This window comes from Enterobacter sp. K510, assembly GCF_055804875.1.
Map to the genome: position 1 here is coordinate 1 of NZ_JBNRLQ010000011.1, position 13,388 is coordinate 13,388.

The window sequence follows — 13,388 nt, forward strand, 5'->3', positions numbered from 1 at the left end:
TAAGCCGTCACGCCTGACGCGAAACGCAAAGTGAACGGAATTTACCACTGAACCAAACATTCCACCAAACCGAACTCACTGCGCCACCGCTGCCACCACCACCCCTGGCGCCTCCACCGTCGCACTCACCACCCGCTGGCTGCTCGCATTCTGTACCTTAATCACCTCCCCCTGATGCCCGCTTTTCAGCGCCACCCCGCTGGTCTGCGCGGTGATCTCCCCGTTGCGCGACACCAGCGTCACCGCCTGATCCCGCTTCACCCACAGCGGCCGATCCACATCATTCGCCTTCACCGGCGTATTCACCCGCAGCGCATGGCGGGCCGTCAGGCCGAGCACATCTTCCACCTTCATCACCAGCTCACCACGTTGGTTGCTGATATTGAATTTTTTCAGCGTCAGCGCGTCAGCGGTCAGGCTTTCGCCACGCGCGATCTCACGCGCGGGCATCACTACCGGCAGGTAAATATCGGCTTTCACGGTCAGGGTAAAGCGCCAGCCCGCAGCGCCAGGACAGAGCACGCTGTAGCCGAGGCGCGGCAGCGTTTTCGCGCTGGCGGTAAAGATCGGCGGTTGCGGGCAGGGGGCCGCGCTGGCGACGGCGGCGGGCATAAAGACGTTGAAGCGGGAATGGTAATCGGGCCACTGCTTTTGCGCGGCCAGGTTCTTTACCGTCTGCTCAGCAAGCCGGATCGCGCCCTGGTTAATTTGCTGTCGCGCGCTGTCGGTTATCACCGCGCAGGCGGGGAATGTCAGCAGCAGCAGGGCCGCCGTCAGGGCTTCCGCCAGCGGAAAAGGAAGGCGGAAAAAGGCTTTCCGCGGCGACGGGGTATTCTTCATAAAAACTTTACCTTTCAATAAATTAAAAAATTGGCACGCCAATTGCTTTAAGGGCCAGCCAGTCAGAATTTAGTGAAGGAGAGTTGCAGAAGAATGGGCATCAGTTTTCAGCAAGCATTTGGTGTACATCCGCAGGCAGTGGCGTTACGTCTTGAGAGGACCGAGCTAATCACCGCCAACCTGGCAAACGTGGATACGCCAAATTTCAAGGCTAAAGATATTGATTTTGCCGCCGAGATGCAACGGGCAAATTTTCACCAGCCTGCGGCAAAGGCGGTGGCGATGTACCGCGTGCCCCTGCAACCGAGTCAGGACGGTAATACCGTCGATCTGGACGCGGAGCAGGCGCGGTTTTCGCAAAACAGTATGGATTATCAGAGCAGCCTGACTTTTTTAAATCTGCAAATCAGCGGCCTGCGCGCCGCTATTGAAGGGAAGTAACCATGTCTTTTGCTGACATTTATCAGATTTCGGGTTCGGCGATGAGCGCCCAGACGGTGCGTCTGAACACCGTCGCCAGCAACATCGCTAACGCCGATTCGCCTGCCGCCAGCGAGGCCGCCACCTACAAAGCCCGCAGCCCGGTGTTTGCGGCGGAGTACCACAGCAGCCTGGCGGCGGCGGGGCATCATGAGATGACCGGCGCCAGCGTGCGGCTGGAGGATGTGGTGGAAACCGGCACCGCCGTGCGTCGCTACGAGCCGCATCATCCGATGGCGGATGAGAACGGCTACGTCTGGTATCCGGACGTGAACGTCGTCGAACAGATGGCCGACATGATGTCCGCGTCGCGGGATTTTGAAACCAACGTCGATGTGCTCAATAACGTGAAAAGTATGCAGCAAAGCCTGCTGCGTCTGGGAGAAAACGCATGAGCGCCACGGCGGTAAGCAGCACCCAACCGGGCGCAACGACGCAGGAAAGTGCTGCAACGGTGAGCAGTAACCCTGGTGACCAGACCACCACCTCCACCAGCAGCTCGATGGCGGACACCTTTCTGACCCTGCTGGTGGCGGAGATCCAGAACCAGGATCCGACCAATCCGACCGACCCGACGGAATACATCACCCAGCTGTCGTCGATGGCGCAGGTGGCGATGGCGGAGGAGATGTCGGTGCAGATGAATACTAACGCGGTGCTGATGAGCAACATCCAGGTGATGGCCCTCGGCAATCTGGTGGGCGATCCGATCATGGTGCAGACCTCCACGCTGAGCGTTGACGACAGCGCCATTCACGGTCGCGTAACCATTGATGATGCCTGTACCACCGTCGATCTCCATTTCACCGACGAAGCCGGTAACGACTACGTGGTGCCACTCGGCACGCAGTCGCCGGGCCAGGTGAGTTTCGATATCGATCCGGCGGATTACGGCATTCCTCCCGGTGATTACGAAGTCTCGGTGGTGACCAACACCGGCGAAGAGGAAGTGCCGATTGAGGTGGCGGGCGTGGTCAACGATGTGCGCATTCCGCTCGACGGCAGCACGCCGGTGCTCAACGTCAGCGGCATCGGCGAGGTGCCTTTCACCATGATCAGCCAGTTCGGCGTGCCGGATGATGTCGCGCCTGCCGACGACGTTTTGGTTTAACCCTTAGGAACACAGGATTATTTTATGAGTTATGAAATTGCAGCAACCGGGCTGAACGCGGTTAACGAACAGCTGGACGGCATCAGTAACAATATCGCCAACGCCGGGACGGTGGGCTACAAATCCATGACCACCGAGTTCTCGGCGATGTATGCCGGCAGCCAGGCGATGGGCGTCAGCGTCAGCGGTACGGCGCAGAGCATCTCCCGCGGCGGTTCGATGGTGTCCACCGGCAATGCGCTGGATCTGGCGATTAATAACGACGGCTTTTTCGTCACCTGCGACAGCGCGGGCAACGTCTGTTACACCCGCTCCGGCTCATTTACCACCGATAAAGACGGCTATATCGTCAACACCTCCGGCGACTATTTGCAGGGTTGTCCGGTGGATGACAGCGGCACGCTGCAAACAGGTACGGTAACCGATCTGCAAATCCAGACCGGCAATATCCCGGCGAAAGCTACTGACAGCGTGAGCTTCGGCGCGAACTTCGACGCCAGCGACGAGGCCATCGACACCGCTGCGGTGCCCTTTGATGCCACCAATGCCGCGTCTTACAACGACACCTACACCACCACGGTTTACGACTCGCTGGGCAACGAGCACACCGTCAGCCAGTACTTCACCAAAACGGCGGATAACACCTGGCAGGTGCATTACAGCTTTGATGGCGAAACGCAAAGCACCACCACCGAACTGGCCTTCGACAGCGCCGGTAAGCTCACCAGCCCGACCACGCCGGTGGCACTGAGCTTTGACGTGCCGGGTGCGGATCCGCTGACCCTGACCATGGATTACGGCACCTGTACCCAGTTCGGTTCGGAATTCGCTGTCAGTACCAACAGCGCCAACGGTTACGCCTCGGCGGAGCAGAACGGCGTGCAGGTGGACAGCGACGGCAAAGTTTATGCCACCTACAGCAACGGCGAGCGCATGTTGCAGGGGCAGGTGGTGCTGGCGACCTTCCCGAACGAAAACGGCCTTGAAGCGGTGAGCGGTACCTCATGGGTACAGACCGGCGAATCCGGCACCCCGCTGCTGGGCGTGCCCGGATCCGGGGCCTGCGGCACGCTGAGCACCGGCATGCTGGAAGGTTCGAACGTCGATATTACCGGCGAGCTGGTGGCGCTGATGTCGGCGCAGCGTAATTATCAGGCCAACACCAAAGTGATCTCCACCAGCACCCAGCTGGATCAGGCGCTGTTCCAGGCGATGTAAGACATGGACCGTTTACTTTTTACCGCCATGAGCGGAGCGACCCATGCGTTGCAGGGGCAGGCGATCAGCGCCAATAACCTGGCGAACGCCAGTACCACAGGTTTTCGCGCCGATCTGGCGCTGTCGCAAAGCCTGCCGGTGAACGGCAACGGTTTCGCCACTCGCGTGATGAGCCAACAGACGCCCGGCGGGGTGAACAGCGCCACTGCCGATGCTCAGGAAACCGGTCGGCCGCTGGACGTGGCCATTCAGGGCGATGGTTACATCGCCGTGCTGGATGACGACGGCCAGGAGGTCTACACCCGCAACGGCAATATCCAGCAGAACGACCAGGGCGAGCTGACCATCGACGGACATCCGGTGCTCGGCGATGGCGGCCCCATTGTGCTGCCGCCGAACGCCATCGCCTCCTTTGGCAGCGACGGCACCCTGTCCATCACTCCGGACGACGGCGATGTTACCGCCACCATGGATATCGACCGCCTGAAGCTGGTGACCATTGCGCAAAACAACCTCAGCAAAAATGAGCGCGGCATGATGATCACCCGCGACGGCCAGCCCGCGCAGCCCGATGAAAACGTCAGGGTCAGCGGCGGCTTTCTGGAGGGCAGCAACGTCTCCGCCGTCGCGGAAATGCTGGCCTCCATTTCCTTAAACCGCCAGTTCGAAGCGCAGATCAAAATGATGAAGGCGGCGGAAGAACTGAGCGAATCCGGTAACCGTTTACTTCGTGGCTCCTGAGGGGCCGCGTGATCAGGATAAAAAATGAACGCAGCTTTATGGATCAGTAAAACCGGTCTGGCGGCGGAAGACGCCGAAATGAGCGCTATCGCCAACAACATCGCCAACGTCAACACCAACGGCTTCAAGCGTGACCGGGTGATGTTTCAGGATCTGTTTTATCAGAATCAGCGTGCGCCGGGGGCAATGCTCGATCAGAACAACATTGCGCCCACCGGCATTCAGTACGGCAGCGGCGTGCGCGTGGTCGGCACGCAGAAAACCTTCACCGAAGGCAATATCCAGACCACCGAAAATCCGCTGGACGTCGCCATTATGGGGCAGGGCTTTTTCCAGGTGCAGAAGGCCAACGGCGACAGCGCTTACAGCCGTGACGGTAATTTGCAGGTTAACGCCGACGGCGTGCTGACCAACGCCCAGGGCCTGCCGATCCAGCCGGAAATCGACGTGCCCGCCAACGCCACTGACATCACCATCGCCGAAGATGGCACGGTGATGGCGATGATGCCGGGCGAAGCCGAGCCGACCGAACTGGGGCAGATCACGCTGGTGAACTTTACCAACCCGGCGGGGCTGATGGCGGAAGGGGACAACCTCTATCTGGAAACTGCCGCCAGCGGCCAGCCTACGGAAGGCACGCCGGGCGAGGACGCGCTGGGCACCCTGAAGGCCGGGGCGCTGGAAGGCTCTAACGTCGACATCGTTAACGAAATGGTGGCGATGATCACCGTCCAGCGGGCCTATGAGATGAACGCCAAAATGGTCTCCGCCGCCGACGAGATGTTGCAGTACATCAATCAGAACATGTAGGGCTAAGGGCCGCCTGCACGCGGCCCGTCTGAAGTAACAGGAACGAAAGTGAAAAAATATTTGTGGTTAATCATGGCATTGCCGCTGTTAAGCGGCTGCGAATCGCAGGCGATGCTGGTCAGCAAAGACGACGCCGCCTTTGCGCCGCCCGACGCGGCGGTAGCGCCGACGCCGGAAGGGCGCGCGGGCGGGGTCTTTCAGGCGGGCTATAACTGGTCGCTCACCGCGGATCGCCGCGCTTACCGGGTGGGGGATATTCTGACGGTGATCCTCGATGAGTCCACCCAGTCCAGCAAACAGGCGAAAACCAATTTCGACAAGAGCAGCAGTCTGGATATCGCCGCCCCCACGATTTTTGGCAAAACCAAAGACAACCTGGAAAGCGCCGCTGACGCTGACCGCAGCTTTGATGGCGGGGCCAGCTCACAGCAGCAAAACAGTCTGCACGGCTCCATTACCGTGTCGGTTCATCAGGTTTTGCCAAATGGCGTGATGGAGATCCGCGGCGAGAAGTGGCTAACCCTCAATCAGGGGGATGAGTACATCCGCCTGAGCGGGCTGGTGCGTGCCGACGATGTGCAGAACGACAATACCGTTTCCTCGCAGCGGATCGGCAATGCACGCATTTCTTACGCCGGGCGCGGGGCGCTCAGCGATGCCAATGCCGCAGGCTGGCTGACGCGGCTGTTCAACCACCCTCTGTTCCCGCTGTAATCCGGAGTTGTTTATGAAGTGTTTTACATGTCCACAGGGGCGCTGGCTGCTGTTCATCACCCTGATGCTGACGCTGTTTACCGTCCATGCTCAGTCGCTGGAGTCGCTGGTGGATATTCAGGGCGTGCGCGGCAACCAGCTCATCGGCTACAGCCTGGTGGTCGGTCTTGACGGCACCGGCGATAAAAATCAGGTGAAGTTCACCAACCAGACCATCACCAACATGCTGCGTCAGTTCGGCGTGCAGCTGCCATCGAAAATCGATCCGAAGGTGAAAAACGTCGCCGCCGTGGCGGTGAGCGCCACGCTGCCGCCGATGTACGCCCGCGGACAGAATATTGATGTGACGGTGTCGTCCATTGGCGATGCAAAAAGCCTGCGCGGCGGCACGCTGCTGCTGACGCAGTTGCACGGCGCGGATGGCGAAGTTTACGCGCTGGCGCAGGGTAACGTGGTGGTCGGCGGCATGAACGCCAGCGGCGCCAGCGGATCCAGCGTCACGGTCAACACGCCCACCAGCGGGCGCATCCCTAACGGCGCGTCGGTGGAGCGGGAGATCCCCAGCGACTTCGGCATGAGCAATGCGGTGATGCTTAACCTCAAGCGTCCGAGCTTTAAGGATGCCAATAACATCGCGGCGGCCATCAACCGCGCTTTTGGCGGCGGTCTGGCGACGGCGAAAAGCTCCACCAACGTGGAAGTCATTGCCCCTATGGACGCGGGCGGGCGCGTGGCCTTTATGTCGCAGCTCGAGGATGTGCAGGTACAGGCGGAGCGGGTACGGGCGAAAGTGGTGTTTAACGCCCGTACCGGCACGGTGGTGATGGGTGACGGCGTGGCGCTGCATGCGGCGGCGGTGTCTCATGGCAATCTGACGGTGTCGATTTCGGAAACCACCCGCGTCAGCCAGCCGAACGCCATGTCCCGTGGCCGCACCGTGGCGTCGCCGGACAGCAACGTCAACGTCGATCATGCGCGTGCGCAAATGGTGACGCTGCCGGAGTCCACCAGCCTGAAAACCCTCGTCAGTGTGCTGAACGGTCTTGGCGCGTCGCCGGACGATGTGATGTCGATTTTGCAGGCGCTGCATGAAGCGGGCGCGCTGGATGCCGATCTGGAGGTGATTTAAATGGAAAACCTAAACGCCATTACCCACGCCCTGCGCGCCCCGGTCAGCCGCGATGCGGCGGCGGTGCGTGACCATGACATAAAAGAAGCGTCAGCCCAGTTTGAAGCGATTTTTATGCGCAGCCTGATGAAAGAGATGCGCAAGGTCAACGAACTGTTCGACTCGAAAGATAACCCCTTTAACAGCGATGCGGTGCGCACTATGCAGGGTTTTTACGACGACGCCCTGTGCGACGAACTGGCTAAACACCAGGGGATCGGCATCGCGGAGATGCTGGTCAAGCAGCTGTCGGCACAGCATCACGATTAAGGTTTAAGAACAGGCGCGGTCCGGTCGCTTTAGGTAGCAAACGCGAAATTTTTAGCCGGGCCTGACCCGACGAGGAGTACCAGATGGACATGATAAATATTGGTTACAGCGGGGCATCCGCCGCCCAGGTGCAGCTGAACGTCACGGCGCAGAACACCGCCAACGCCATGACGCCGGGCTATACCCGGCAGGTGGCGATGACCAGCACCATTGGCGCAAGCGGCGGCGCGGTAAACAGCGCGGGCAACGGCGTGCAGGTGGACAGCATCTGCCGTGTGTCGAATCAGTATCTGGTGAATCAGGTCTGGTATGCCGCCAGCGATAACGGCTTTTACAGCACCCAGCAGCAGTACCTGACGCAGCTGGAAACCGTGTTAAGCGATCCGAACAGCAGCCTGAGCGCCGGATTCGATAACTTTTTTGCCGCGCTTAATGAGGCGTCCGCCAACCCGGACGACTCCGCCCTGCGCCAGCAGGTGATCAGCGAAGCCGATGCGCTGGCGCTGCGCTTTAACAACACCTGCGACTACATTCAGTCCCAGAGCGATGAACTGCTCAGTCAGGAGCAGGCGACCATCGCGCAGATCAACAGCCTGACCTCCGGCATTGCGGGTTACAACCAGCAGATCGCCGAAGCAGAAGCTAATGGCGACAACGCCTCCGCGCTCTATGACGCCCGCGACCAGATGGTGCAGCAGCTGAGCGGCCTGGTGGACGTGCAGGTGCAAATTGACGATCGCGGTAATTACAACATCTCTCTGCCGAACGGCCAGCCGCTGGTCAGCGGCCAGGACTGCTCGACCATTGCGATGAGCAGCAATGCAGACGGCACGCCCTGCATGGAGCTGACCTTCGCCGGCACCACCTACACCATGACGGAGGAGACCGGCGGCGCGCTGGGGGCGCTCTTTACCTACCAGAGCGACGTGCTGGATCCGCTGACCGCCACCATCAACAGCATCGCCGAACAGTTTACGAATGCGGTCAACAGCCAGCTGGCGGCGGGTTACGATCTGAATGGCAATCCCGGCGCGCCGCTGTTTATTTACGATCCCACCAATCCGGACGGCCCGCTGCTGGTTAACCCGGACATCAGCGAAGACGAGCTGGCGTTCTCCGGCTCGCCGGACGAATCCGGCAACAGCGATAACTTACAGGCGCTGATAAACATCTCCACTGAACCGATGGAGATCGAGGGTCTCGGCAACGTTACCGTCGGCAACGCCTGCTCGACGCTGATCAGCAATATCGGTATCTACAGCCGTCAGAACCAGACGGAGGCACAGTCTGCCAGCAATGTTTACAACGAAGCGCAAAACCAGCAGATGAGCGTCAGCGGCGTCAGCATGGATGAGGAGGCCGTCAACCTCATCACCTATACCCAGATTTATCAGGCCAACCTGAAAGTGATTTCTACCGGTACGGAGATTTTTGATTCCGTACTTGAGATGTTCTGAGCAACCGGAAACGACAGACTATGCGCGTAAGCACTCAACAATCCTACAGCACCATGACCACCCGCTTCACTAACCTGTCGGCGCAGCTGGAGCATGTGGTGACGCAGATGGCCACCGGGCAACGCATTATATTGCCGTCAGACGATCCCATCGCCGCCGCGCGTATCACCCAGCTCGATCGCCAGCAGGCGGCCATCGAACAGTATCAGAGCAATATCAACAGCGTCTCAGCCAGTATGAGCCAGCAGGAGAGCGTGCTGGACGGCGTCAACAACAGCCTGCTGGCGATCCGCGATGATTTGCTGGAAGCGGCCAACGGCACCAATACCGCCGAATCCCTGGCGGGTTACGGCCAGGAGATCCAGTCGCTGACCGAATCCATGGTGGCGGCGCTCAACTATCAGGATGAAGACGGTCACTATATTTTTGGCGGCACGGTGAACGACACCCCGCCTATCACGTATGACGATACCGATGGCGACGGGGAAGGGGATGAATACGTCTATCACGGCAATATGAATCACCGCACCGCCACCGTCTCGAACGGCGTGGTGATGGACACTAACGTCTCGGTGGGGGAGATTTTTGGTCAGGGGCTGGCGCTTTTCAACACCCTTGATGACCTCGCGAAGGAGATGCAGGATCCCACGGTCGATCCCGTGGCGATGCAGGATGATATATCCCACGCCATCAACGTGATTGATGAAAGCGCTGACTCGCTGAACACCGCCATCGCCAGCCTCGGCGAGCGGCAGAACACCATGAGTATGCTGAGCGACGCCCAGACCGGCATTTCCGATGCCAATGCCGATTTGATTGGTCAGCTTGGCGATCTGGATTACGGCCCGGCCAGCATCACCTTTACCGGACTGGAAATGGCCATGGAAGCTACCATGAAGACTTACTCGAAAGTGAGTGAGCTGAACCTTTTTAGCGTTATTTAACGAATTCCACGCCCAGGATCATCATGCAGGTTGGTTTACAAACTTCAACGCATACCCGTACCGGCGGACTGACGTCTGCCGTTCGTCAGCCGGACGTCGTGCGCACCGCGCCCGTCAGCGATAAAGCGCCGTCTGGCGACTACCCGGCGTCGCCGCTCATCGCCACCCGTCCGCAGCGCTACAGCGTACAGCTTAACGATCAGCTCACCACGTTACAGCAGGCGGATCACTGGCTGGGGCAACTGGAGCGCGCGCTGGTGGATTATCGCCACGGCGGGCAGCGGGATCCCGCGACCGTGCAGTCGCTGCTCGACGGTCGTCTGGCGCTGACCGGCGGCGCGGTGGACCGGGAACTGCAACCGGTGCTACAGGGGCAGGCGCAGGTGCGCTTTCATGCGCCGCAGCTGAGCCAGGCGCTGGCGGCGGATGGCCCGCAGAAACTGCTGTTCAGCGTACAGCACGGGCGGAAAACCCTGCTGTCCGGGCTAAATATTAACGGCGACGGCGATGCCGGGCAGCGGGCGACGAAAATCAGCACCGCATTACGCCGCGTCGGCGTGCAGCCCCTGAAAGGACAGGAGGGCTTTACTGCCAGTGAGCAGCACTGGGCGCAGCTGCAAAACAGCTTCGCCGTGCAGCGGGAAGGGGCGGGGCAGAAAATCGCCATTGCGGTGGCGGCGCATCCGGCGCAGACGGAAACCCTTGCCGCCGCGCTCGCCAGCGGACAGCAGGCGCAGCGCGTGGTGCAGGAGACGCTCAGTCAGGTAAGCGCACAGCGTCAGCAGCTGGCGCTCCAGCAGGAGAAAGTCCGCCAGCGTATTGACGATATGTCGCGTTTTGCGCAGTCGCAGAGTGCGGTGGAGGCCTCCGCGCGGCTGGCGGGAACCCTGGATGCGGCCAGCCATAATTATGAGGTGCTGGCGCAGGCGATTAATGGCCAGGCGAATCTGTCGAAGCTGACGGTGCGCAGCCTGCTGGATTAACGTTTCGGGCAGGGCTGCCCGTCAGGTTGCAGCAGGCCTTTTTCGGTGATCAACATGGTGGCGCTGTCCTGATTAAACAGCAGCTGGCGAGCGTCGCCCAGCGGCACGCTCACACTTTGCAGATCGTTATCATTGATAAAGCCCAGCACCGGGAACAGCGTGGCGTCCGTGCCGGTGACATGAGCATTCTGCAGACGTAAAAACGATTCGCCGCTCTGCTCGCCGCCGGGGGCGGTACAGGCGATCAGCTGCATCTGCAGGGCAAAAGCCTCATCCCCTGGCCGGGTCAGGACCAGGCGCGCTCCCCGCTCCGCGGGGGCGGTGGTCAGGTTATAAACCGCGTGTTCAGCCGTTGCCAGATCGTAAATCCCGACCTGGGTGCGGGCAATAACGGGCGCGGCCTGAAGGCTACCGGCGATACCGGCGAGCAGCAGACCCGCGATAACATTACGAACAGGCAGGCATTTCATTAAGCGTGCGCTCCGTTTCCTTGTGAATTAATTGACCCAGTTTTTTAACATCCTGTTGCCAGCTGCGAATTTCCATTAACAACTGATATTCTTTACCGCACTGATTTTGCACCAGCAGGATCACCGACATTTTTTGTACCGCCCCGTAATAATAAATCGTCAGCGTTGCCTTATGCGCCGTAAGCAGCATATTGATGCCTTCCAGCGACTCCGCAATATGCGACGACAATACCGCGCCTGATGTATTCACCCCCGTGCGGTGCAGTCGAAATAATTTAATTTTGTCATTTTGCGGCGACAGCTCTTCTTTAATCGACAGACGGGAAGTGGCAAGCGGCGCAGAATTCTGACCCCCGGGGTAAATCAGCCAGATAAGCCCGCAGCCAAGCAGCAGCAACAGCGCCGCCAGGACAATCAGGCGGTGTTTATTGCGCGGCGCAGGCGCGCTGGCGGGCGGGGCATCCGTCACGTCGGCAACCGGTTCAGGATCGGGCTGAGTCAGGGGCTGGGACGCAGAGAGCGGCTCATCCGGCAGCAGGACGACAAAGTCTTTATTCAGCAGATAGCCTTTTTTCGGGATGGTTTTGATGATCTCCTGTACCCGGCCGTCGTCCCCCAGCGCTACCCGCAGAGCATAGACAGCGGTCAGCAGGCTGTTATTTCCGACGACGCGGTTTTTCCATACTTCGCTCATCAGAAAATCACGCGACACCACCTCCCCGGCATGATTAACCAGCGTTTCGAGCATAATAAAATGGAATTCACCAAGGCGGCGGATCTCCCCCGTTTCCCGGTGTACCAGACCGTTTAACGACGGCTCAACTTTCCAGTTATTAACAATGATCTGCATAGTGATTTGTTAATAAATTGGTGAGTATTAATTTATTTTTCACAACGTAAGCTTCCACTTAGCCGCAGGGAGGGTAAATGTATCGGATGATTATCACCCCATCAATCTAAGAATAGTCTTAACTCATAAATTAATAATTAATTAATTTCTAAGCTAACGGATTGATAAAGCTTGCCGTCAGCGCCTGGGGGTATTAACGTCGCTGGTAATTGTAGACGATCGGCCCGCAAAGGCCGTCGCGACTGGCAAGTTTGATTAATGTAATGAGGTCATCATGTTTAAAGCCATTCAGATTGATAAAGCGGAAGGACAGTATTCGGCATCCCTGGTGGAGCTGGACGAGCAGGCGTTGCCGGAAGGTGACGTCACCGTCGCGGTGGAATACTCCTCCATTAACTATAAAGATGCGCTGGCTATTACCGGTCGCGGCCCGATTGTGCGCCAGTTCCCTATGGTGCCGGGTATTGATTTCGCCGGGACCGTAACCGCCAGCGACAGCGCGGCGTTTGCCGTGGGCGACCGCGTGCTGCTGACCGGCTGGGGCGTGGGCGAACGTCACTGGGGCGGACTGGCAGGCAAGGCGCGGGTCAAAAGCGAATGGCTGACGAAAATGCCGTCCGGCGCGGATGCAAAACAGGTGATGGCTATCGGTACGGCGGGCTTTACCGCCATGCTGTGCGTGCAGGCGGTGCTGGATCACGGCGTGAAGCCTGAAGACGGCCCGGTGCTGGTGACCGGCGCGGGCGGCGGCGTGGGCAGCTGCGCGGTGATCATTCTTTCTGCCATGGGCTATCAGGTGGTGGCGTCGACCGGCCGTCCGCAGGAAGCCGGATGGATGCGCGAACAGCTGGGGGCCAGCGACATTATCAACCGTGATGAGCTGAGCGCGCCGGGTAAACCGTTACAGAAAGAGCGCTGGGCGGCGGCGATCGATACCGTCGGCAGCCATACGCTGAGCAACGTCTGCGCCAGTGTCCGTTATGACGGCATAGTCGCGGCGTGCGGCATGGCGCAGGGTATGGATCTCCCGGCGACAGTGGCGCCTTTCATTCTGCGCGGCGTTACGCTGCGCGGTATCGACAGCGTGATGGTGAGCAGCGAAAAACGTCCGGCGATCTGGGAGAAAGCCTGTCAGTATTTAACGCCTGCGGCGCTGGAAAAACTGAGTGCCACTTATCCGCTGAGCGATGCCATTGACGTGGCGGAAAAACTGCTGAACGGGCAGATCCGTGGCCGTGCGGTGATTGAGATTTAATTCTGGCGGGGTTGCCGGGTGGCGCTGACGCTTACCCGGCCTACAATATAACGCAGGCCCGGCAAGCTTGCGCCGTC

Annotated in this window: 16 protein-coding genes; 13 read left to right on the top strand and 3 right to left on the bottom strand. The window is 59.5% G+C overall.

Going from position 1 to position 13,388, the window contains the following annotated elements; translation table 11 throughout:
- Positions 1-75: 75 nt before the first annotated feature.
- Positions 76-840, bottom strand: coding sequence for a flagellar basal body P-ring formation chaperone FlgA (flgA, locus tag ACQUTD_RS17915; RefSeq protein WP_473276894.1), 765 nt, complete (start codon positions 838-840; stop codon positions 76-78).
- A gap of 93 nt (positions 841-933) precedes the next feature.
- Here flgA and ACQUTD_RS17920 point away from each other — a divergent pair, with 93 nt between their 5' ends.
- From ACQUTD_RS17920 to ACQUTD_RS17975, 12 genes are all read left to right on the top strand, one after another.
- Entirely contained in the window at positions 934-1,281 is a 348-nt protein-coding gene (locus ACQUTD_RS17920) for a flagellar basal body protein (RefSeq protein WP_072567799.1), read from the top strand.
- Positions 1,282-1,283: 2 nt separating this feature from the next.
- A complete protein-coding gene (gene flgC, locus ACQUTD_RS17925) occupies positions 1,284-1,715 on the top strand; it encodes a flagellar basal body rod protein FlgC (RefSeq protein WP_072567800.1) in 432 nt (143 codons plus the stop codon).
- Positions 1,712-2,431: a flagellar hook capping FlgD N-terminal domain-containing protein gene (locus ACQUTD_RS17930; RefSeq protein WP_473276896.1), complete on the top strand. Its 720-nt coding sequence runs from the start codon at positions 1,712-1,714 to the stop codon at positions 2,429-2,431. Before flgC ends, ACQUTD_RS17930 begins: the two co-directional genes overlap by 4 nt.
- Before the next feature lie 24 nt (positions 2,432-2,455).
- Positions 2,456-3,649: a flagellar hook protein FlgE gene (gene flgE, locus ACQUTD_RS17935; protein ID WP_473276897.1), complete on the top strand. Its 1,194-nt coding sequence runs from the start codon at positions 2,456-2,458 to the stop codon at positions 3,647-3,649.
- Between the two features lie 3 nt (positions 3,650-3,652).
- A complete protein-coding gene (locus tag ACQUTD_RS17940; protein ID WP_072567803.1) occupies positions 3,653-4,390 on the top strand; it encodes a flagellar basal body rod protein FlgF in 738 nt (245 codons plus the stop codon).
- A 24-nt stretch (positions 4,391-4,414) separates the two neighbouring features.
- Entirely contained in the window at positions 4,415-5,200 is a 786-nt protein-coding gene (gene flgG / locus ACQUTD_RS17945; RefSeq protein WP_473276900.1) for a flagellar basal-body rod protein FlgG, read from the top strand.
- Positions 5,201-5,248: 48 nt separating this feature from the next.
- Positions 5,249-5,914 carry a flagellar basal body L-ring protein FlgH gene (gene flgH, locus ACQUTD_RS17950; protein WP_318376564.1) on the top strand — a complete coding sequence of 222 codons (666 nt, stop codon included), beginning with the start codon at positions 5,249-5,251 and terminating at the stop codon, positions 5,912-5,914.
- 64 nt (positions 5,915-5,978) lie between these two features.
- Complete coding sequence (locus ACQUTD_RS17955) at positions 5,979-7,043, top strand: flagellar basal body P-ring protein FlgI (protein WP_473277008.1); 1,065 nt, start codon at positions 5,979-5,981, stop codon at positions 7,041-7,043.
- A complete protein-coding gene (locus ACQUTD_RS17960) occupies positions 7,044-7,352 on the top strand; it encodes a rod-binding protein (RefSeq protein ID WP_473276902.1) in 309 nt (102 codons plus the stop codon).
- Positions 7,353-7,435: 83 nt separating this feature from the next.
- Entirely contained in the window at positions 7,436-8,809 is a 1,374-nt protein-coding gene (flgK, locus tag ACQUTD_RS17965; protein WP_473276903.1) for a flagellar hook-associated protein FlgK, read from the top strand.
- Positions 8,810-8,829: 20 nt separating this feature from the next.
- Positions 8,830-9,753: a flagellar hook-associated protein FlgL gene (gene flgL / locus ACQUTD_RS17970; RefSeq protein ID WP_473276905.1), complete on the top strand. Its 924-nt coding sequence runs from the start codon at positions 8,830-8,832 to the stop codon at positions 9,751-9,753.
- Positions 9,754-9,776: 23 nt separating this feature from the next.
- On the top strand, positions 9,777-10,736 hold the full coding sequence (locus ACQUTD_RS17975) for a flagellar hook-associated protein (RefSeq protein ID WP_473276907.1): 960 nt from the start codon (positions 9,777-9,779) through the stop codon (positions 10,734-10,736).
- On the opposite strand, the gene ACQUTD_RS17980 is transcribed toward ACQUTD_RS17975, so the two are convergent.
- Positions 10,733-11,206, bottom strand: a complete 474-nt coding sequence (locus ACQUTD_RS17980) for a hypothetical protein (RefSeq protein ID WP_473276909.1) — start codon at positions 11,204-11,206, stop codon at positions 10,733-10,735. The genes ACQUTD_RS17975 and ACQUTD_RS17980 overlap by 4 nt on opposite strands.
- The gene (locus ACQUTD_RS17985) at positions 11,184-12,056 is read right to left on the bottom strand and encodes a winged helix-turn-helix domain-containing protein (RefSeq protein ID WP_473276911.1); all 873 of its coding nucleotides are present in this window, start codon (positions 12,054-12,056) and stop codon (positions 11,184-11,186) included. Before ACQUTD_RS17985 ends, ACQUTD_RS17980 begins: the two co-directional genes overlap by 23 nt.
- A gap of 274 nt (positions 12,057-12,330) precedes the next feature.
- Between ACQUTD_RS17985 and acuI the strand changes: the two genes are divergently transcribed.
- The gene (gene acuI, locus ACQUTD_RS17990) at positions 12,331-13,311 is read left to right on the top strand and encodes an acrylyl-CoA reductase (NADPH) (RefSeq protein WP_473276913.1); all 981 of its coding nucleotides are present in this window, start codon (positions 12,331-12,333) and stop codon (positions 13,309-13,311) included.
- Positions 13,312-13,388: the final 77 nt, after the last annotated feature.

Coding starts and splice junctions, on each gene's coding strand:
- ACQUTD_RS17985 (WP_473276911.1), bottom strand. CDS start 12,056: ATGCAGATCATTGTTAATAACTGGAAAGTTGAGCCGTCGTTAAACGGT.
- flgA (WP_473276894.1), bottom strand. CDS start 840: ATGAAGAATACCCCGTCGCCGCGGAAAGCCTTTTTCCGCCTTCCTTTT.
- ACQUTD_RS17940 (WP_072567803.1), top strand. CDS start 3,653: ATGGACCGTTTACTTTTTACCGCCATGAGCGGAGCGACCCATGCGTTG.
- ACQUTD_RS17960 (WP_473276902.1), top strand. CDS start 7,044: ATGGAAAACCTAAACGCCATTACCCACGCCCTGCGCGCCCCGGTCAGC.
- flgE (WP_473276897.1), top strand. CDS start 2,456: ATGAGTTATGAAATTGCAGCAACCGGGCTGAACGCGGTTAACGAACAG.
- flgG (WP_473276900.1), top strand. CDS start 4,415: ATGAACGCAGCTTTATGGATCAGTAAAACCGGTCTGGCGGCGGAAGAC.
- ACQUTD_RS17975 (WP_473276907.1), top strand. CDS start 9,777: ATGCAGGTTGGTTTACAAACTTCAACGCATACCCGTACCGGCGGACTG.
- flgL (WP_473276905.1), top strand. CDS start 8,830: ATGCGCGTAAGCACTCAACAATCCTACAGCACCATGACCACCCGCTTC.
- ACQUTD_RS17920 (WP_072567799.1), top strand. CDS start 934: ATGGGCATCAGTTTTCAGCAAGCATTTGGTGTACATCCGCAGGCAGTG.
- ACQUTD_RS17930 (WP_473276896.1), top strand. CDS start 1,712: ATGAGCGCCACGGCGGTAAGCAGCACCCAACCGGGCGCAACGACGCAG.
- flgK (WP_473276903.1), top strand. CDS start 7,436: ATGGACATGATAAATATTGGTTACAGCGGGGCATCCGCCGCCCAGGTG.
- ACQUTD_RS17955 (WP_473277008.1), top strand. CDS start 5,979: ATGCTGACGCTGTTTACCGTCCATGCTCAGTCGCTGGAGTCGCTGGTG.
- acuI (WP_473276913.1), top strand. CDS start 12,331: ATGTTTAAAGCCATTCAGATTGATAAAGCGGAAGGACAGTATTCGGCA.
- flgC (WP_072567800.1), top strand. CDS start 1,284: ATGTCTTTTGCTGACATTTATCAGATTTCGGGTTCGGCGATGAGCGCC.
- ACQUTD_RS17980 (WP_473276909.1), bottom strand. CDS start 11,206: ATGAAATGCCTGCCTGTTCGTAATGTTATCGCGGGTCTGCTGCTCGCC.